This is a genomic window from Streptomyces cyanogenus, assembly GCF_017526105.1.
In the GTDB taxonomy this organism is placed as follows: Bacteria; Actinomycetota; Actinomycetes; order Streptomycetales; family Streptomycetaceae; genus Streptomyces; species Streptomyces cyanogenus.
Genome location: NZ_CP071839.1, coordinates 3,608,539 through 3,627,875 on the forward strand (window position 1 = coordinate 3,608,539; position 19,337 = coordinate 3,627,875).

Genomic DNA, 19,337 nt, shown 5'->3' on the forward strand with positions numbered 1-19,337 from the left:
CGCACAGCATAGGGGCGTCACGACGAAACGGTTGCGTTCCGACGTCGATCGCCCTACGCTCGCGTTGCGACGATACGGTCCCGTCCCGACGTAAGAGAACGTGAAGAGAAGCGTAAGGAAACGCCGAACGACGGGAACGAACGCGGCGATCCCGGCGAAAGTCGGACGCAGCACCCCCTCCCCCGAGCGAAAGCAGCGGATGTGAGCCAGGTCCTCCACACACCGCCCCCGACCCAGACCCCGGCCGACGACGACCTCGCGGCCCTGGCCGCCCGGCACGGCCTGTCGGTGAGCGGCGCCCGCCCCTCGCTGCCGGAGTACGTCCGCCAGCTGTGGGCCCGCCGCCACTTCATCAGCGCCTTCGCCACCGCCAAGCTGACCGCCCAGTACAGCCAGGCGAAGCTCGGCCAGGTCTGGCAGGTCATGACCCCGCTGCTGAACGCGGCGGTGTACTACTTCATCTTCGGCGTGCTGCTCGGCACCAAGCACAACGTCCCGGACTACGTCCCGTTCCTGGTCACGGGCGTGTTCATCTGGACGTTCACGCAGAGCTCGATCATGGCGGGCACCCGCGCGATCTCCGGCAACCTCGGCCTGGTCCGCGCCCTGCACTTCCCGCGCGCCGCCCTGCCGATCTCCTTCGCGCTCCAGCAGCTCCAGCAGCTGCTGTTCTCGATGGCCGCCCTGGTCGTCATCCTGCTCTGCTTCGGCGTGCCCGTCGCCGCCTCGTGGGTGCTGGCGCTCCCGGTGCTCGTGCTGCAGTTCACCTTCAACGCCGGCGTATCGATGATCGTGGCCCGGATGGGCGCCAAGACCCCGGACATCGCGCAGCTGATGCCGTTCGTGCTGCGCACGTGGATGTACGTGTCCGGCGTGATGTGGAGCATCGACAAGCTGGCCAGGAAGGACGACCTGCCGCACGTCGTCACCGTCCTGCTGGAGCTCAACCCGGCCGCGGTCTACATCGACCTCATGCGGTTCGCGCTGATCGACAGCTTCCACGCCGGCTCCCTGCCCCCGCACGTGTGGGCGGCGGCCACCGGCTGGGCCCTGCTCGCCGGCATCGGCGGCTTCATCTACTTCTGGAAGGCCGAGGAGACGTACGGTCGTGGCTGAGCACAGCGAGAAGATCCCCACCGTCATCGCGGACGACGTCGACATCGTCTACCGGGTCAACGGCACCGGCGCCGGACGCGGCTCCGCCACCGCCGCCCTCAACCGCATCCTGCGCCGCAAGCAGACCGAGAAGGCGGCCGGCGTGCGCCGGGTCCACGCGGTGAAGAAGGTGTCGTTCGTCGCCTACCGGGGTGAGGCGATCGGGCTCATCGGCACCAACGGCTCCGGCAAGTCCACGCTGCTCAAGGCGGTCGCCGGCCTCCTCCCGGTGGAGAGCGGGCACATCTTCACCGACGGCCAGCCCTCCCTGCTGGGCGTCAACGCGGCCCTGATGAACGACCTCACGGGCGAGCGGAACATCCACCTCGGCGGTCTCGCCATGGGCATGTCCCGGGAGCAGATCAGGGAGCGCTACCAGGAGATCGTCGACTTCTCCGGGATCAACGAGAAGGGCGACTTCATCACCCTGCCGATGCGCACGTACTCCTCCGGCATGGCCGCCAGGCTGCGCTTCTCCATCGCCGCCGCCAAGGACCACGACGTCCTGCTGATCGACGAGGCGCTGGCCACCGGCGACCGCTCCTTCCAGAAGCGCTCCGAGGCCCGGATCCGCGAGCTGCGGCAGCACGCGGGCACGGTCTTCCTGGTCAGCCACAACAACAAGTCGATCCGCGACACCTGCGAGCGGGTGCTGTGGCTGGAGCGCGGCGAGCTGCGCATGGACGGGCCGACCGAAGAGGTCATGAAGGAGTACGAGGCCTTCACCGGCGACAAGAAGCCGGCCCCCCGCAAGCCCGCGGCCAGGACTCCGGAGCAGAAGAAACCGGAGCCGAAGGCCAACGACCCGAAAGGGGAAGTGAAGAACACGAAGGCGGACGGAGCGAAAGCGGACGCATCGCAACCCGACGCACCGAAAGTGCCTCTTCCTTCCTGAGCCCTCTCTTACGCCGGGTGCCGTCATCCCTTTCATCCTCTTAGTGACAGTATGTTATGAAGGGGTACGCCCGGAGACATCAAGCCGAAGGAGTCCACTGCGATGCCCCAGTTGAGTGTGATCGTCTACGGGTCGAACGCACAGGGGCATCTGACCGAGCTGCTGGACTCCCTGGAATCCCACCCCCTCACCGACGCCGAGGTGATCGTCGCCGCGGTCGGCGCGTGGGCGCGGGAGACGGCCGAGGCCCACGCCCCCGAGACGATCGTCGTCCCGCTGCCGGACGGCACCGGTGACGCGGAGGCCCGCGCGGCCGGCGCCGCCCGCGCCTCCGGCCGCTGGCTGCACTTCGTCCACGCCGAGGACGGCCTGCCGGCCGGCGCGCCCCGCCTGATCGCCGAGCGGACCACCGAACTGGACGCCGCGTCCACGGCTGCGGACACCCCCGTGGACGTCCTCCTCTTCGACCACGTCACCACCACCTGGCAGACCGCCGCCAGGCCCTCCCGCGACGGCCGCCACCTCGCCGCCGTCGGCCGCGCGGCCCTGCCCCTGGACGAGGCCGCCGACCTGGTGCGGCTCACCCCGCTGCTCGGCAACCGCGCCCTGCGCGCCACGTTCTGGCAGGCCCACGAGGAGCAGCTGAACACCGACGACGAGCCCCGCGCCGCCCACACGGCCCTGCTGCTCGCCGGCCGCGTCGCCTGCCTGAACCAGCCGGCGTACGAGCACCGGGTGCTGCGCCCCGAGAGCCAGCCGCCGCGCGCCCCCGAGGACCGGCTGCGGCTCATCGACCACTACGAGTCCCTGCTCGCGCTCACCAAGGACCGCCGCGCCCCCCGCACGGTGCTGTACGACCTGATGGTGCGCGACCTGGTGCGCACCTTCGCCCGCGAGGACCTGCCCGACCCGGTGGCCCGCGAGTTCTTCCGCCGCGCCTCCCTGGCCGCGGTCCGCTGGCGCCCCGAGGGCCACCGGCGCCCGGCGGGCCTGGAGGGCGTACGGCACGGGCTGCTGGAGGAGGGCGCCTACACCAAGTACCGCGCGTTCCAGGCGGCCAACCGCACCCGCCGCGCCGCCCGCAAGGCCGTGCGGACCCGCAAGCGGCGGATGGGCGCCAAGGTCCGCGACCACCAGTACCAGCGCGCCCTGAGCCGCCCGGTCGACCCCCATCTCGCGGTCTTCGCCGCCTACTGGGAGCGCGGGGTGTCCTGCAACCCGGCCGCGATCGCCGCGAAGCTCGCCGAACTCGCCCCGCACATCCACCCGGTGTGGGTGGTGAACAAGGAGAACGCGGCCCTGCTGCCGCCCGGCACCGACCACGTGGTCCCCGGCACCCGCCGCTACTGGGAGACCCTGGCCACCGCCAAGTACCTGACGAACAACGTCAACTTCCCCAACGCGGTGGTCAAACGCCCGGACGCGATCCACCTCCAGACCCACCACGGCACCCCGCTCAAGCGCATGGGCCTGGACCAGATGGACCACCCGGCCGCCGCCAAGGGCCTGGACTTCGCCGCCCTGCTGGCCCGCATCGACAAGTGGGACTACAGCATCAGCGCCAACAGCCACTCCACCCGCATGTGGCAGCGCGCCTACCCGTCCCGCTACACGTCCCTGGACTACGGCTATCCGCGCAACGACGTCTTCTACACGGCCACCGCGGCCGACGTCCGCGCCGCCCGCGACCGCCTCGGCATCCCGCCCGGGAAGACCGCCGTCCTCTACGCCCCCACCCACCGCGACTACGAGGCCGGCTTCACCCCGCGCCTCGACCTCGCCGCCCTCGCCGACCGCCTCGGCGAGAACACCGTCCTGCTGGTGCGCGCCCACTACTTCTACGGCGGCGCCGCCTCCCCGCTGACCGGCCTGCGCCGCTCCGGCCGGATCATCGACGTCTCCTCCTACGACCCCGTCGAGGAACTCTGCCTGGCCGCCGACGCGCTGGTCACGGACTACTCCTCGATCATGTTCGACTACGCCAACCTGGACCGCCCGATCGTGATCTATGCCGACGACTGGGAGACGTACCGGACCACCCGGGGCGTCTACTTCGACCTGATGACCGACCACCCCGGCCAGGTCGCCCGCACCCAGGAGGAACTCGCGGAGATCTTCGTCTCCGGTGCCTGGCGCGACGACAGCGCGGCCAAGGCCCGGGCCGCGTTCCGGCGCCGGTTCTGCGAGTACGACGACGGACGCGCCGCCGAACGGGTCGTACGCCGGGTGTTCCTGGACGAACCGGAAGACGCGCTGCCACCGGTGCTGCCCCTGGAGGACCGCACCCCCGCCCCGACGCCCGAGGAGGCCACGGCATGACCATCCCCGACGTCACGGTCACGGTCATCGTCTTCAACGACGCGGCCCGTCTCCCGCGCGCGGTCGCCTCGCTGCGCGCCCAGACCCACGCGAACATCGAGATCGTCATCAGCGACGACCACTCGACGGACGAGACGCCCGAGGTGGCCCGGGAGCTGGCGGCCCAGGACCACCGGATCCGCTACATCCGCCTGCCGGAGAACAGCGGCGGGTGCAGTGCCCCGCGCAACCGCGCCATCGAGATCGCCCGGGCGCCGTACCTGATGTTCCTCGACAGCGACGACGAACTCCCGCCGCGCGCGGTGGAGCTGCTGCTCGCCGCGCACCGCGAACGGGAGGTGGACTTCACCATGGGCGCGGTCCGCCGGGTCCGGGTGGACAACGGCCGCCGCACGACGTGGATGCCGCACCTGGTCACCGAGCGCCGCACGGTGGAGGGCATCGAGCAGGACCCCCGGCTGCTCTTCGAGCACCTGTCGACCAGCAAGATGTACGCCCGGGCCTTCCTCGACCGCCACCAGCTCCGCTTCCCCGAGGGCATCCACTACGAGGACCAGTTGTTCTCCGCGCAGGCGTACTGCCTGGCGAAGGCGTTCACGATCATCCCGGACCCGGTGTACGTCTGGTACATCGAGCCGTTCGCCGCCGCGGCCTCCGCCTCCATCTCCAACCAGCGGCACAAGATCTCCAACGTCCGCGACCGGGTCCACGTCCAGCGGCTGATCGACGACTTCCTGGTGAGCAGCGGGCACGCGGGGCTGCGGGAGGACAAGGACTACAAGTTCCTCAAGCACGACTTCCGGATGTACGCGGGCGACCTGCCGTACCGGGACGAGGAGTGGCTGGCGGCCTTCGCGGACCTCATGACCCCCTACCTGGACACGCTCTCCCCCGACGCGTACGCCCGGCTGCCGCGCGCCGAACGGGTGGTGCTGGAGCTGCTGCGCGAAGGCCGCCTGGCCGAGGTCCGGATCGCCGCGCGCGGGCTGGGGCACGCGGTGGCGCCGCGGCAGGTGACGACCGGCCCCGACGGCGTTCCCTACTGGGGCGACAGCGTCCCGTCGACGGACCGCGCCCGCCGCGAGCTGGACGTGTCCGAGCTGGAGCTGGACACCCGGCCGTTCCCCACCGCCCAGTTCCGCCACGAGATCACGGAACTGACGCCCGGCCCCGGCGCGTCCCTCCTCCTCGCGATCCGCACCTACGACCCCGGCCTGCGGCTGCCCGTCGGGCCCCAGCGCGCGTCGCTGCTCCTGACTCCCGGCCGACGTCGCATGACGCTCCCCTTCCGCCTGGACCCGGTCAGCCCCGGCGTCTTCGAGGGCACGGTCCGGCTGGACCTGACCGCCGCGCCGGTCCCGCTGCACGGCTTCGCCGGCGTACGGCACCCCCTGGTCCGCCTGGACCAGCAGGGTCTGTCCAACTCGGCCGTTCTCCTAGCCCCGCTGGACTTCCCGACCCGCACCGCCCGCATCCCCTACCACTCCGGCGCGGCTCCCCACGACCTCACGATCGAACCGGAAGCCCGCAACCCCGGCCGCCTCCAGCTCCGCTGGACCCCCGTCGGCGTCGCCGCACACGTGACCCGCCCCCTGCTCCGGCGCCTGGCCCACCCCCGGCTCCGAAACGCCGCCCGACTGGCGGCGAGCGTCCTGAAGTAAGAAGCCGGGCCGCCCTTCGGCACGCCGGGGCCTGCGCCTGCTCGTTGCCGCCCTGGGCGACAACGAGTGGGCGCGGGCGGCACGGGTGGGTGCGGGCGGCACCGGCCGGCGCCGGTGAGCGGGCCCGCCCCGTACGGCTCAGGGGAGCACTCGGTACAGGGTCTGGTCGCCCGGGCCCGCGGCCGCCTTCCGGAGCCACGGTGCCGGACTGCCTCCGACGACCCACTTCACGCCGTACTCCCGCAGAATCCGCCGCCGTTCCGCGACCCCCGTCCCCGCCGAGAAGTACCGCTCGACCGCCGTCTCCCGCCGCCCCGCGTCCGGGAGGAACACGTCCGGGTACCCCGGCGCCACGGTGTACGGCCCGTACGCGGGGATCTGCCGGGCCGGGAACGTACGGGCCATCACCACGTCCCCGTACTTCACTCCGGCCCGCATGATCCACTGGTAACCCACCCACGGCGTCCGGTACTTCTCGGCGACCGCCCGGGGCAGCGCCTCCTGGTCCACCACGTACCCGAGCGTCCCGGCCTGCGTCCACGCCCCCACCGCCAGCGCGGCGAGCAGCACACAGGCCCACCCGCGGCGCACCGCCCGCCGCCCCGCCGACACCGCCTCCAGCGCGGCCGCGAGCTGCGCCGGGACGAGGGCGGCCGGCAGGGCGCGGCCCCAGGAGTAGTGCCCGGTCAGGCCCCCCGCCGCGAACATCAGCGCGCCGAGGAGGAAGAACAGGACCAGCGGGTCCCGGTGGTCCCGCCGCCAGCGCAGGCCCAGCGCCACCACCCCGAGCAGCACGAGCCCGAACCGCCCGGCCAGGTCCTGGTAGAGCGGCTGGTGGATGGCCTCCAGGTCCGCACCGACGGAGAACAGGGCGAAGAAGTCGTAGTACGGCCAGAGCCACAGCACCAGCAGGCCCGGAGCCAGCCCGGCACCGAGCCGGAGCAGCACCCCGCGCGCCGGCTTCGCCGCGAGCACCGTGGCCAGTCCGCCCAAGGACGCCACGACCCCGGTGAACTGATGGCACAGCAGGATCAGCGCCCACAGCACCCCCAGCCCCGGCCACATCCCCCACCCGGCCTCCGAGCGCAGCGCCCGGGTCAGCCAGGCCCAGAAGTGGAAGCTGAGCCCGAGCGCGAACGCGCTGGGGTACGCCATCGTCAGCGCAAGGGAGTTCAGCCCCAGGAAGCCGCTCCAGTTGAACAGCACCGGCCCCCAGAGCAGCAGCAGGCTCAGCAGGGCCAGGGCGGGAGCGGCGCGATGGGCGCTGAACGTGCGCACGTACCGGAAGACCCCGGTCACCAGCACCGCCAGCCCGGCGAGCGCGGCCAGCCGCAGCACCACGAAGACGGAGAGGCCCGTCAGCTTGGCGACGACTCCGAGCAGCAGCATCCACGGCGAGTAGTACGGGCTCGACGTGTCGGCGTCGACCAGCGGGTTGCCGGGGTGCAGCAGGCTGTGCCGCAGGCGCTGGACGGTGGCCGCGTGCATGCCCAGGTCGCCCGCCCACGGCAGGCGGACGACGACCAGGAGCAGCAGGACCAGGACCAGCGCGGCGGCGAGCTGCGGCAGCGTCCGGCCGGCGCGCGAGGCGGAGCCGCTCGGCGATGCCGTGGGGCTCACCGGTTCGGTGTCTGACGGCGCGGTGTGCACACCGCCGACCCTATCCGAAGCCCCGCGAATAGCAGGAAAGGGTAAATTCACCGCGGGTTTCCGGCGGGATGTCGGCAAGAAACCGGCCAGAAGGCCGGACGGAGAACCGGACAGAAGACCGGCCGCAGAACCGGTCGGCGAACCGGTCGGCGAACCCGTCGGAACGACGGGCGCCCCCGGCACACTGCCGGGGGCGCCCGTCGTGTCGTACGCCTACGAGTGCGTGCGCAGCAGCGTCCGCATCGTCCGCATCGCCACCGACAGGTTGGCGAGGTCGAAGGAGTCGGAGCTGCGGATCTCGTCCAGCGTGGTGCGGGCCCGGCTCAGGATCGCGGCGTTCTTCTGCTCCCAGGCCTTGAAGCGCTGCTCGGGCGTCGAGGTGCCGTTCCCGACGGCCAGGACGTCCGCGGTGAGCGCCGCGTGGGCCGCGTACAGGTCCTCGCGGATGGAGGCGCGGGCCATGGACTGCCAGCGGTCGGCACGGGGCAGCTCGATGATGCGGTCCATCAGCTGGGTGATGTTCAGCCGGTCGGCGAGGTCGTAGTAGATCTCGGCGACGTCCAGCGGCTCCTTGCCCGTGCGGTCGGCCACCGACACGATGTCGAGCGCCGGGAAGGCGGAGGAGAACCCGGCCACGCGGGTGGCGAGTTCGTCCGGGACGCCGGCCGCGGACAGCTCGTCGTACACGTGCTGGTACCACTCCAGGTCCGCGCCGCGCAGCAGCTTCGGCAGCTCCTGCCAGACCCGCTCCACCCGGTCGGCGAAGAACTCGACCGTCTCGGCGAGCTGCAGCGGCTGCGGCCGGTTGTTGAGCAGCCAGCGGGTGCCGCGCTCGACCAGGCGGCGCGAGTGCAGCCGGATCCGCGTCTGGACGACCGCGTCGACCTTGTTGTCCAGCGCCTCCACCGCGTCCCACACCGGCGCGGAGCAGAAGATCGCGCGGGCCGCGGTCTGGGCGCGGACGATCTCCTCCAGGGAGGCCCCGGTCTCCTCGCGCAGCCGGTGCAGATAGGTCGTACCACCCGTGTTGACCGTGTCGTTGACCAGCACGGTCGTGGTGATCTCGCGGCGCAGCGGGTGGTTGTCGATCGCCTCGGCGAACCGCTCGCGCAGCGCCGTCGGGAAGTAGGCGTGCAGCAGACCGCGCAGGTACGGGTCGTCCGGCAGCGAGGTGTGCAGCAGCTCCTCGGCCACCGTGATCTTCGTGTACGCCAGCACGACGGCCGTCTCCGGGCCGGTCAGCCCCTGGCCGCCGGCGAGGCGCTCGCGGATCTGCCGGTCGGTGGGCAGGAACTCCAGCGCCCGGTCCAGGTGGCCCTCGCGCACCAGGTGGCGGATGAACCGCTGCTGGGCGTGGAGCATGTCCTTGGCCTGGAACAGGGCGTTGGCCAGGGCGGTGTTCTGCGCGTAGTTGTTGCGCAGGACCAGGGCGCCGACCTCGTCGGTCATCTCGGCGAGCAGCTTGTTGCGCTGCTTGACGGTCATGTCGCCGTCCGCGACCAGGCCGTTCAGCAGGATCTTGATGTTCACCTCGTGGTCGGAGGTGTCCACGCCGGCGCTGTTGTCGATCGCGTCCGTGTTGATCTTGCCGCCGAGCATGGCGAACTCGATCCGGCCGAGCTGGGTCAGGCCGAGGTTGCCGCCCTCGCCGACGACCTTCACCCGCAGGTCCCTGCCGTCGACGCGGATCGCGTCGTTGGCCTTGTCGCCGACGTCGGCGTTCGACTCCACCGACGACTTCACGTACGTGCCGATGCCGCCGTTCCACAGCAGGTCCACCGGCGCCTTGAGGATCGCCTTCATCAGGTCCGCCGGGGTCATCTTGGCGACCTTGTCCTCGATGCCGAGGGCCTCGCGGATGTGGCTGTTGAGCGGGATCGCCTTGGCGGTGCGCGGGAAGATCCCGCCGCCCGCGGACAGCAGCTCGGTGTCGTAGTCGGCCCAGCTGGAGCGGGGCAGCTCGAACAGGCGGCGGCGCTCGGCGTAGGAGGTGGCCGCGTCCGGGTTCGGGTCGATGAAGATGTGCCGGTGGTCGAAGGCGGCGACCAGGCGGATGTGCTCGGACAGCAGCATGCCGTTGCCGAACACGTCACCGGACATGTCACCGATGCCGACGACCGTGAAGTCCTCGGTCTGCGTGTCCACGCCCAGCTCACGGAAGTGCCGCTTCACGGACTCCCAGGCGCCGCGCGCGGTGATGCCCATGCCCTTGTGGTCGTAGCCGGCCGAGCCGCCGGAGGCGAAGGCGTCGCCGAGCCAGAAGTTGTAGGTGTTCGCGACCTCGTTGGCGATGTCCGAGAAGGTCGCGGTGCCCTTGTCGGCGGCCACCACCAGGTAGGTGTCGTCCCCGTCGTGCCGGACCACGTCCTGCGGCGGCACGACCTCGCCGGCCACCATGTTGTCGGTGATGTCCAGCAGCGCCGAGATGAACGTCCTGTAGCTGGCGATGCCCTCGGCCAGCCAGGCGTCGCGGTCCACGCTCGGGTCGGGCAGCTGCTTGGCGACGAAGCCGCCCTTGGCGCCGACCGGCACGATGACGGTGTTCTTCACCATCTGCGCCTTGACCAGGCCGAGGATCTCGGTACGGAAGTCCTCACGCCGGTCGGACCAGCGCAGACCGCCGCGCGCGACCTTGCCGAAGCGCAGGTGCACGCCCTCCACCCGCGGCGAGTACACCCAGATCTCGTACGCCGGGCGCGGCGCGGGCAGGTCCGGGATGGCCTGCGGGTCGAACTTCATGGAGACGTAGTCGTGCGGCTTGCCGCCGAGCGCCTCCTGGAAGAAGTTCGTGCGCAGGGTCGCCTTGATGACGGTCAGGAAGGAGCGCAGGATGCGGTCCTCGTCCAGGCTGGCCACCTGCTCCAGGGCCGCGTCCAGCTCCTCCAGCAGGGCGTCGGTGATCTCCAGCCCGGCCTTCTGCCGCTCCGGGGACATCCGCGCCTCGAACAGGGAGACGAGGAGCCGGGTGGTGTGGACGTTGTTGCGGAGGGTGTCCTCCATGTAGTCCTGCGAGAACGTCGAGCCGGCCTGCCGCAGGTACTTGGCGTAGGCGCGCAGCACCATCGCCTGCCGCCAGGTCAGCCCGGCGCTCAGCACGAGGGCGTTGAAGCCGTCGTTCTCGGCCTTGCCCGTCCAGGTCGCGGCGAACGCGTCCTGGAACCGCTCGCGGGCGTCGTCGCCCAGGTAGTCGCCGTTGCCGCCGCCGAGCGTCCTCGGCATGCGCAGACCGAAGTCGTAGATCCAGGCGGTGGTGCGGTCGGCGCAGCGCAGCTCGTACGGCCGCTCGTCCGTCACCTCGACGCCGAGCCGGCTCAGCACCGGGAGCACCTTGGAGAGGGAGACCGTGCCGCCCTTCTGGTAGATCTTGAAGCGGCGCTCGTCGGGCGCGGCGCCCACCGGCTCGTACAGGCTGAGCGAGAAGGCCTTGTCCTCGCTCAGCTGCTCCAGGTGGACCAGGTCGGCGACCGCGGCACGCGGGCTGTGGTCGGCCTTGTAGCCCTCGGGGAAGGCGTGGTTGTAGCGGCGCAGCACCTCGGCCGCGCGCTCCTCGCCGCACTCGGCGGTCAGCGCCTCGGCGAACGCGTCGGCCCAGGAACGGGCCGCCTCGACCAGGCGGGCCTCGATGCGCTCCTTGTCCGCGTCCGACAGCTCGGGCAGCTCGGTGCCCTGCGGGACCCGGACGACGAAGTGCAGCCGGGACAGGATCGACTCGGTGTTCCAGGCGGTGAAGTCGACGCTGGTGCCGCCCAGCTCCTCCTTCAGGATGTCGATGATCCGCAGGCGCACGCCGGTGGTGTAGCGGTCGCGCGGCAGGTAGACGAGCGCCGAGTAGTAGCGGCCGTACTCGTCCTGGCGCAGGTACAGCCGCAGCCGGCGGCGCTCCTGCAGGTAGAGCACGCTGGTGACGATGGACTGCAGCTCGGCGACCGGGGTCTGGAACAGCTCGTCGCGCGGGTAGGTCTCCATGATCTGGAGCAGGTCCCGGCCGTCGTGGCTGTGGGGCGAGAAGCCGGCGCGGCTCAGCACCTCGTCGACCTTGCGGCGGATCACCGGGACCCGGCGCACGGACTCGGTGTAGGCGGCGGAGGAGAACAGTCCGAGGAAGCGGCGCTCGCCGACGACGTTGCCGTCCGCGTCGAACTTCTTGACGCCGATGTAGTCCAGGTACGACGGCCGGTGCACGGTGGCCCGGCTGTTGGCCTTGGTCAGCACCAGCAGCTTGTGCTCGCGGGCCTTGGCGCGGGCGTCGGCCGGGAGCCGCTCGAAGGAGGGGCTGACCGGGTGCTGGTCCTCCCGGGCGTGGTGCGGGTCCGAGCGCAGTATGCCGAGCCCGGTACCGGGCACCGCGGCGAGCGTGTCGTCCTCGCGCAGCTGGTACTCGCGGTAGCCGAGGAAGGTGAAGTGGTCGTCGGCCAGCCAGCGCAGCAGCTCGCGGGCCTCCTCGACCTCGGCCCCGGGCAGGTCGCCGGGGGCCGGCTCGCTCTCCAGGCCGTCGGCGAGCCGGGTCGCCGTGCTCCGCATCTTCTCCCAGTCCTCGACGGCCTCGCGGACGTCGGACAGGATGCGCAGCAGGTCTACGGAGATCTGCTTCAGGTCGGCGCGGTCGGTCTCCCGGTCGATCTCGACGTGGATCCAGGACTCGACGTGCGCGTCGTGCGGGAGGTCGCCGACGGGCGGGGTCGGCAGCACCTCGATCAGCTTGCCGGTCAGATCCCGCCGGACCACGAACTGCGGGTGGATGACGACGTGGATGCCGCGCCCCTGCCGGGTCAGCTCATTGGTGACCGAGTCCACGAGGAAGGGCATGTCGTCGGTGACGACCTCCACCACGGTGTGACTGCAGGTCCACCCGTTCTCCTCCACGGTCGGGGTGTGCACCCGGACGTTGGCGGTGCCCTGCGGGCGGGTCTCGGCGAGCCGGTGGTGCGAGACCGCGGCGCCGAAGATGTCGACCGGGTCGCGGTCGGCGAGGTCTTCCGGGGCGGTGTGCAGGTAGTAGCGCTGGAGGAACGCGAGCATGGATTCGCTGTCCGGGGTGCCGGGGGTGCCCTCGCTCGTCGTCCCGGTCGGTAGGTGCCCCCCGACCGGGCTGTTCTCAGCTACCCGGGCGGCCCTTTCGAGCAGCTCGGCCTTGGCTTCGTCCAGCTTGGTCTGCATTGTCCTCTGGCTCCTGTCGCGCGCCGTTGCGTGACGTAGAAGGAAGTACGGTCTCTTCCCCTCCGGCCCGACGCCACGGCCCGGGGTGTCCGGTCCGATCCGACGCTATGCCGAGAGGTGAGATGAGCGGGGGGTATTCGGCCATTCTCGGCACGCCCGTCGACTGTGACGCTGCTCTCGGCACCGCCGTGTCCCGGAGCGTCCTCGGCGTCCTGGGAGCGTCCGTGCTCCCGTCCCGCCCGCGAGGACCAGCGACCGCCGCCCGGTCACGGAGGTGTTCCGTGCAACCCGGGCGCAGGGCAGGAGCAGGATCGCCCCCGCGAGCTATCGCGCTGATCACGCCACAAGGCTATCGCCACTTACCGGGGGCCCGTCATGAGCCGTATGTGTACAAAACCGAGGGGTGAAGTTTGACGTTCTGCACAGGGGCGGGGTGGGGGGTGGGTGACGTATCCGAGCGGGGGCCGGGTGCCGGTGTCAGGTGCGGTGCCGTCGGGCTCGTCGGTGGGGCAGGTCCTCGGTCATCCGGTCGCGTCCCCGCGCCCGCGGCGGCACTCTGAAAAACAACCGGGCCCTCTTGGCAAGCGCGCCCGGCGGGGGCACGGTGCCCGGAGTCCCACCGCCGCCCGGAGTACGACCGGAGGAACCGACATGCCCACCAAGATCCTCATCGTCACCGGCGACGCAGCGGAGTCCCTGGAGGTCCTCTACCCCTACCAGCGGCTGCTGGAGGAGGGCTACGAGGTCCACATCGCGGCCCCCACCCGCAAGACCCTCCGCTTCGTCGTCCACGACTTCGAACCCGGCTACGACACCTACACCGAGAAGCCCGGCTACACCTGGCCCGCCGACCTGGCCTTCTCCGAGGTCGACCCGGGGGACTACGCGGCCCTCGTCATCCCCGGCGGCCGGGCCCCCGAGTACCTGCGCAACGACGCCGAACTCCGCAAGATCCTCAAGGCGTTCTTCGACGCGGACAAGCCGGTCGCCCAGATCTGCCACGGCCCGCTGCTCACCGCCGCGATCGACTCCCTGCGGGGCCGCCGGGTCACGGCCTACCCCGCGCTGGAGCCGGACATGCAGTCGGCCGGAGCGGGCTTCCAGGACACCGAGGCGGTCGTCGACGGCACCCTCGTCTCCTCCCGCGCCTGGCCGGACCACCCTGCCTGGATGCGGGAGTTCCTGAAGGTGCTGCGCTCCAAGGCACCGGCGAGCTGAGGTATCCCGCAGGGCCCCGGGTTAGGGCCCCGGGTTACGCCGCCATCCTCCCCGCCTCGGCCACCGCGTCCGCCAACGTGTCCACCACGGGCGCCCCCACTCCCTCCAGACTCTCCCGGCTGTGCGACCCCCCGCTGTACAGCACGGCCCGCGCCCCCACGTACCGCGCGGCGACCGCGTCGTCCGCCGCGTCCCCGATCACCACGGTCCGCTCCGGCGCCACCGTCCCCGCCAGCGCCTCCAGGTGCCGCACCATGTGCTCGGCCTTGCTGCCCCCGGACGGCCCCGTACGCCCGTCGACCCGTATGAAGTGCGCCTCGATCCCGAACCCCCGCACCAGCGGCACCAGCTCCTCGTGCCCGTACATGCTGAGCAGCGACTGGCTGTGCCCCGCCGACCGCCACCCCAGGAGCAGCTCCTCCGCCCCCTCGGTCAGCCCGCACCGCACCCGGTGCTCGGCGTAGTACCGGTGGAAGACGCCGTCCATCAGCTCCCACTCGGAGTCGGTCGGCAGCCGGCCGAGCAGCCGCTCGTAGAACTTCGGCACCGGCACGCAGTACAGCGTCCGGTACTGCTCCAGCGTGATCGGCGCCAGGCCCAGCTCCGCGAAGGCCGCGTTCGTCGCCCCGATGATCGCGTCATTGTCGTGGAACAGCGTCCCGTTCCAGTCCCAGACGATGTGCGCGCTTTCGTGCATCCCCATGTCAAAGACGGTACCCGCCCCCACTGACAGTCAAGGCGCCGCCCGGACCGGCGCCCGGGTCAGCCCAGCCCGACCAGGTTGGGGATCTCCTGCGTGGCGTACCACAGCAGCTCGTGGTCGTCCGCGCCGTCCACGACGAACTGCGCGTCGTCGTCCCCGCCGTCCGCCGCCTCCAGCGCGTCCGCCGCCGCGGCCACGTCCGGCTCCGCGTCCTCGGCGTCGACGTGCACGGCGGCCGCCTTCGCGAGCGGCACCGCCGCCGTCACGGTGACCTCGCCGAGGGCGGACGGTTCGAGCCCGCGGTCCGGGTCGACGCCGGCGGCGCGGTCGGGCACGTCCACGGCGACCACGACCCGGCGCCGTACCGCGTCCGGGTCCGCCGCCAGCAGCCGCAGCGAGGCCAGCGCGGCCCGGCTGAGCGCCGCGTACTCCAGCTCCTCGACGTCCTCGGAGAGGTACCACTCGCGGAGCGCGGGCGTGACGGCGTACGCGACGAGGGGGCCGCTCCCCAGCTCTCCCGTCCTGTACGCCTCGGCGAGAGCGGGAAGGGTCAGGGGGACGTAGACGCGCATGCTGGCCGCTCTTTCCTGTTCCTGGTCGAAGGCTCCGCTGGGCCCCGGGGAGGGCGGCTGGCGCGTCTCCCGAAGGGCCTTCAGGATACGTGCGGCCGTCCCCCTTCGAGCCCCTGCCCACACCCGCGGAAGCGTCGACTCCGGGCCCGGAATTCACCCTCTCCCACCCCTTGCCCGTGGGGTTCCGGACGCCTCGCACCCCTCGGATAGGTGAACATTCCGGGCTCCTCCCGCCGGCCGCGCCTTCCTTGCCGACGCCTCCCGCACCCCGTACAAGATCCCCACCAGCGAGTTACCGCCCGGTATCCCCCGGGCCCGCCGAACGGGGACCCCCATGAACAAGGTCATGAGCCGTACCGCAAAGCCCCGCCCGCGGCACCGCCCGCCGACCCGCCGCGACTCCCGCCGCCCCGGCGGCGCCCCGCCCCGCATGCCCAGCCGGCCGACGGCCGCCCGGCCGGAGGCGGCCCGCACGCCGCCCGGAGCGGCCGCACGGCAGCCCCGGCCCACCGACCTCTTCGCCGAGCGTCTGCTGGCCGTCCTGAGCGGCCAGCGCCCCGTGCACTGGATGCTCCGCCACACAGCGGGCCGCGCCTACGACGACCTGGCCCGCCTCGCCGAACGCAGCCCCCTGAGCACGCTCGGCCCCCGCCCCGTCGTCCAGGACATCGGCTACTACGTCCCCAGCGAAGGCGCCCTGGAGGTCTTCGCCCGCATCGCCGCCGGCGACCGACTCCGCGCCATGGCCTTCCGCCTGGAACGCGGCAAGGACCTCCGCTGGCGCTGCACAGCGGTGGAAACGGGCCCGTCGTAGCGGGGGCCGCCGTACGGGTGCGGGCGCGAACCCGCACTGCGGACGCCGTACGGGTGGGGGCGCGTCGTGGCTGGTCGTGGAGTTTCCCGCGCGCCGGGGGACTGCTCCGGCCGTCGGCCGAGGAGTACCCGCGCGGCTACGCGGAAGGGCCGGGCTCCCAAGGAAACCCGGCCCTTCCCAAGCGGCGCCGCCACTGAGCGCCGCCGACGTTACTTCTTACGGCGACGCCCGCCCTTGGCCTGTCGACGCCGCTCCGCGCGAGTCAGCCCGTCGGACTCGGACCGCACCGGCTCCTCGTCCTCCAGGTCACGCTCGACGATGCCGCCCTCGCCGTCCACCGTCGGCGCGGAGAAGTGCAGGTCCCGCCGCTGCGGAACGTCCAGGCCCTTCGCGCGGATCTCGGGACGCGCACCCGACTGGGCCGGCACCGTGTCCTGCAGGCTCTCGCCCACCGGCTGGGCTTCCTCGACCGGGACCTCCTCGACCTGCTGCTCGACCTGGACCTCCAGGTTGAACAGGTAGCCGACGGACTCCTCCTTGATGCCGTCCATCATCGCGGTGAACATGTCGAAGCCCTCGCGCTGGTACTCGACCAGCGGGTCCTTCTGCGCCATCGCGCGCAGGCCGATGCCCTCCTGGAGGTAGTCCATCTCGTAGAGGTGCTCGCGCCACTTGCGGTCCAGGACCGACAGCACGACCCGGCGCTCCAGCTCACGCATGATCTCGGAGCCGAGCTGCGCCTCGCGGGCCTCGTACTGCTCGTGGATGTCCTCCTTGATGGACTCCTCGATGAACTCGGCGGTCAGACCGGCCCGGTCGCCGGCCGCCTCCTCCAGCTCCTCGATGGTGACCTTCACCGGGTACAGCTGCCGGAAGGCGCCCCACAGCCGGTCCAGGTCCCAGTCCTCGGGGAAGCCCTCGGAGGTCTCGGCGCGGACGTACGCCTCGATCGTGTCGTCCATGAAGTGCCGGATCTGCTCGTGCAGGTCCTCACCCTCCAGCACGCGCCGGCGCTCGCCGTAGATGACCTCGCGCTGCCGGTTGAGCACCTCGTCGTACTTCAGGACGTTCTTGCGGGTCTCGAAGTTCTGCGTCTCGACCTGGGCCTGCGCGGACGCGATCGCGCGCGTGACCATCTTGTTCTCGATCGGCACGTCGTCGGGCACGTTGGCCATCGACATCACGCGCTCGACCATCTGGGCCTTGAAGAGGCGCATCAGGTCGTCGCCGAGGGAGAGGTAGAAGCGGGACTCGCCCGGGTCGCCCTGACGGCCGGAACGACCGCGCAGCTGGTTGTCGATCCGCCGCGACTCGTGCCGCTCGGTACCGAGGACGTAGAGCCCGCCGAGCTGCTCCACTTCCTCCTTCTCCGCCTTGACGGCCTGCTGGGCCTTCTCCAGGGCGGCGGGCAGGGCCGCGGCCCACTCCTCGATGTGCTCCTCGGGGTCGAGGCCGCGCTGGCGCAGCTCCGCCTCGGCGAGGTCCTCGGGGTTGCCGCCGAGCTTGATGTCCGTACCACGGCCGGCCATGTTGGTGGCCACCGTCACGGCGCCCTTGCGGCCGGCCTGGGCGACGATCTGCGCCTCGCGCTCGTGGTGCTTGGCGTTCAGCACCTCGTGCTGGATGCCGCGCTTGCTGAGCTGCTGCGAGAGGTACTCCGACTTCTCGACGGAGGTGGTGCCGACGAGGATCGGCTGGCCCTTCTCGTGCTTCTCGGCGATGTCGTCGACGACCGCCTCGAACTTGGCCACCTCGGTGCGGTAGATGAGGTCCGACTGGTCCTTGCGGATCATCGGCTTGTTGGTCGGGATCGGGACCACGCCGAGCTTGTAGATCTGGTGGAACTCGGCGGCCTCGGTCATCGCCGTACCGGTCATGCCGGAGAGCTTGTCGTAGAGGCGGAAGAAGTTCTGCAGGGTGATCGTGGCGAGTGTCTGGTTCTCGTCCTTGATGTCCACCCCTTCCTTCGCCTCGATCGCCTGGTGCATGCCCTCGTTGTAGCGGCGGCCGGCGAGGATACGGCCGGTGTGCTCGTCGACGATCATGACCTCGCCGTCGATGACGACGTAGTCCTTGTCGCGCTTGAACAGTTCCTTGGCCTTGATGGCGTTGTTCAGGTAACCGACGAGGGGGGTGTTCACCGACTCGTAGAGGTTGTCGATGCCCAGCCAGTCCTCGACCTTGCTCACGCCGGACTCGTGGATGGCGACGGTGCGCTTCTTCTCGTCGACGTCGTAGTCGCCGGTCTCCTCGATGCCCTTGAGCGGGTTGCCGGCCTCGCCGCGCTTGAGGCGGGTGACCAGCTTGGCGAAGTCGCCGTACCACTTGGTGGCCTGGTCGGCCGGACCGGAGATGATCAGCGGCGTACGGGCCTCGTCGATGAGGATCGAGTCGACCTCGTCCACGATGGCGAAGTTGTGGCCGCGCTGCACCAGTTCGTCCTTCGACCACGCCATGTTGTCGCGCAGGTAGTCGAAGCCGAACTCGTTGTTCGTGCCGTACGTGATGTCGCACGCGTACTGCTCGCGGCGCTGGGCCGGCGTCATGTTGGCGAGGATGCAGCCGACGCTCAGGCCGAGGAACTTGTGGACGCGGCCCATCATCTCGGAGTCGCGCTCGGCCAGGTAGTCGTTGACCGTGATGAGGTGGACGCCGTCCCCGGACAGGGCGTTCAGATACGCGGGCAACGTGCCGACGAGGGTCTTGCCCTCACCGGTCTTCATCTCGGCCACATAGCCGAGGTGGAGGGCGGCACCACCCATCAGCTGCACGTCGTAGTGCCGCTGGCCGAGGACGCGCTTGGCGGCCTCGCGCACGGTGGCGAACGCCTCGGGGAGCAGGTCGTCCAGGCTCTCACCATCGGCGTAGCGCTGCCTGTACTCCTCGGTGAGGGCCCGCAGCTCGGCGTCGGAGAGGTCGACGAAGTCCTCTTCGATGGAGTTGACCTGGTCCGCGATGCGGTGCAGCTTGCGCAGGATCTTGCCTTCGCCTGCACGCATGATCTTCGAGAGGACGGACACGGGGGCTGGTCTCCTTGCCGGTCGGGCCTGGGACGGTCGGTTTTCTGACGTACTGAGCAACGGCCATCGTATGCGAGGACCCGGCTGCGCCGGGAGGCCTGGCGGCCCGACGGCTGCTTCACCCGGGACAACGGACGGGCCATCCGGATAGTGCCGCATCGACGCAAGGAATT

General features: G+C 71.1%; 11 protein-coding genes. 6 read left to right on the forward strand and 5 right to left on the reverse strand.

Translation table 11 applies throughout. The features are described 5' to 3' along the window. Positions 1-201 precede the first annotated feature (201 nt). From S1361_RS16145 to S1361_RS16160, 4 genes are all read left to right on the forward strand, one after another. Positions 202-1,116 (forward strand): ABC transporter permease, encoded by a 915-nt coding sequence (locus tag S1361_RS16145; protein ID WP_208032544.1) that lies wholly within the window; start codon positions 202-204, stop codon positions 1,114-1,116. Continuing rightward, on the forward strand, positions 1,109-2,050 hold the full coding sequence (locus S1361_RS16150) for an ABC transporter ATP-binding protein (RefSeq protein WP_208032545.1): 942 nt from the start codon (positions 1,109-1,111) through the stop codon (positions 2,048-2,050). The genes S1361_RS16145 and S1361_RS16150 overlap by 8 nt, the downstream gene beginning before the upstream one ends. 102 nt (positions 2,051-2,152) lie before the next feature. Further along, entirely contained in the window at positions 2,153-4,369 is a 2,217-nt protein-coding gene (locus tag S1361_RS16155) for a CDP-glycerol glycerophosphotransferase family protein (RefSeq protein WP_208032546.1), read from the forward strand. Further along, positions 4,366-6,030, forward strand: a complete 1,665-nt coding sequence (locus S1361_RS16160) for a glycosyltransferase family 2 protein (protein WP_208032547.1) — start codon at positions 4,366-4,368, stop codon at positions 6,028-6,030. The genes S1361_RS16155 and S1361_RS16160 overlap by 4 nt, the downstream gene beginning before the upstream one ends. Positions 6,031-6,168: 138 nt before the next feature. Here the strand turns inward: S1361_RS16160 and S1361_RS16165 are convergent, their stop codons facing one another. Together S1361_RS16165 and S1361_RS16170 are read right to left on the reverse strand one after the other, a co-directional pair. Then, complete coding sequence (locus tag S1361_RS16165) at positions 6,169-7,650, reverse strand: hypothetical protein (protein WP_425086666.1); 1,482 nt, start codon at positions 7,648-7,650, stop codon at positions 6,169-6,171. A 243-nt stretch (positions 7,651-7,893) separates the two neighbouring features. After that, positions 7,894-12,837 (reverse strand): NAD-glutamate dehydrogenase, encoded by a 4,944-nt coding sequence (locus S1361_RS16170; RefSeq protein ID WP_208032548.1) that lies wholly within the window; start codon positions 12,835-12,837, stop codon positions 7,894-7,896. Between the two features lie 651 nt (positions 12,838-13,488). On the opposite strand from S1361_RS16170, the gene S1361_RS16175 reads away from it, so the two are divergent. After that, complete coding sequence (locus S1361_RS16175; RefSeq protein ID WP_208032549.1) at positions 13,489-14,055, forward strand: DJ-1/PfpI family protein; 567 nt, start codon at positions 13,489-13,491, stop codon at positions 14,053-14,055. A gap of 34 nt (positions 14,056-14,089) precedes the next feature. Here S1361_RS16175 and S1361_RS16180 read toward each other — a convergent pair whose 3' ends face one another. Both S1361_RS16180 and S1361_RS16185 read right to left on the reverse strand, forming a co-directional pair. Next, positions 14,090-14,758, reverse strand: coding sequence for an HAD family hydrolase (locus S1361_RS16180; RefSeq protein WP_208032550.1), 669 nt, complete (start codon positions 14,756-14,758; stop codon positions 14,090-14,092). A gap of 59 nt (positions 14,759-14,817) precedes the next feature. Then, complete coding sequence (locus S1361_RS16185) at positions 14,818-15,330, reverse strand: DUF6912 family protein (RefSeq protein ID WP_208032551.1); 513 nt, start codon at positions 15,328-15,330, stop codon at positions 14,818-14,820. A gap of 334 nt (positions 15,331-15,664) precedes the next feature. Here S1361_RS16185 and S1361_RS16190 point away from each other — a divergent pair, with 334 nt between their 5' ends. After that, the gene (locus S1361_RS16190) at positions 15,665-16,144 is read left to right on the forward strand and encodes an Rv3235 family protein (RefSeq protein ID WP_208032552.1); all 480 of its coding nucleotides are present in this window, start codon (positions 15,665-15,667) and stop codon (positions 16,142-16,144) included. 209 nt (positions 16,145-16,353) lie between these two features. On the opposite strand, the gene secA is transcribed toward S1361_RS16190, so the two are convergent. Next, positions 16,354-19,164 (reverse strand): preprotein translocase subunit SecA, encoded by a 2,811-nt coding sequence (gene secA, locus S1361_RS16195; protein ID WP_208032553.1) that lies wholly within the window; start codon positions 19,162-19,164, stop codon positions 16,354-16,356. Positions 19,165-19,337 lie beyond the last annotated feature (173 nt).

Bases quoted from the DNA above. Each gene is read 5' to 3' on its own strand.
- S1361_RS16155 (WP_208032546.1), top strand. From the start codon at position 2,153: ATGCCCCAGTTGAGTGTGATCGTCTACGGGTCGAACGCACAGGGGCAT.
- S1361_RS16160 (WP_208032547.1), top strand. From the start codon at position 4,366: ATGACCATCCCCGACGTCACGGTCACGGTCATCGTCTTCAACGACGCG.
- S1361_RS16170 (WP_208032548.1), bottom strand. From the start codon at position 12,837: ATGCAGACCAAGCTGGACGAAGCCAAGGCCGAGCTGCTCGAAAGGGCC.
- S1361_RS16175 (WP_208032549.1), top strand. From the start codon at position 13,489: ATGCCCACCAAGATCCTCATCGTCACCGGCGACGCAGCGGAGTCCCTG.
- S1361_RS16180 (WP_208032550.1), bottom strand. From the start codon at position 14,758: ATGGGGATGCACGAAAGCGCGCACATCGTCTGGGACTGGAACGGGACG.
- S1361_RS16185 (WP_208032551.1), bottom strand. From the start codon at position 15,330: ATGCGCGTCTACGTCCCCCTGACCCTTCCCGCTCTCGCCGAGGCGTAC.
- S1361_RS16190 (WP_208032552.1), top strand. From the start codon at position 15,665: ATGAACAAGGTCATGAGCCGTACCGCAAAGCCCCGCCCGCGGCACCGC.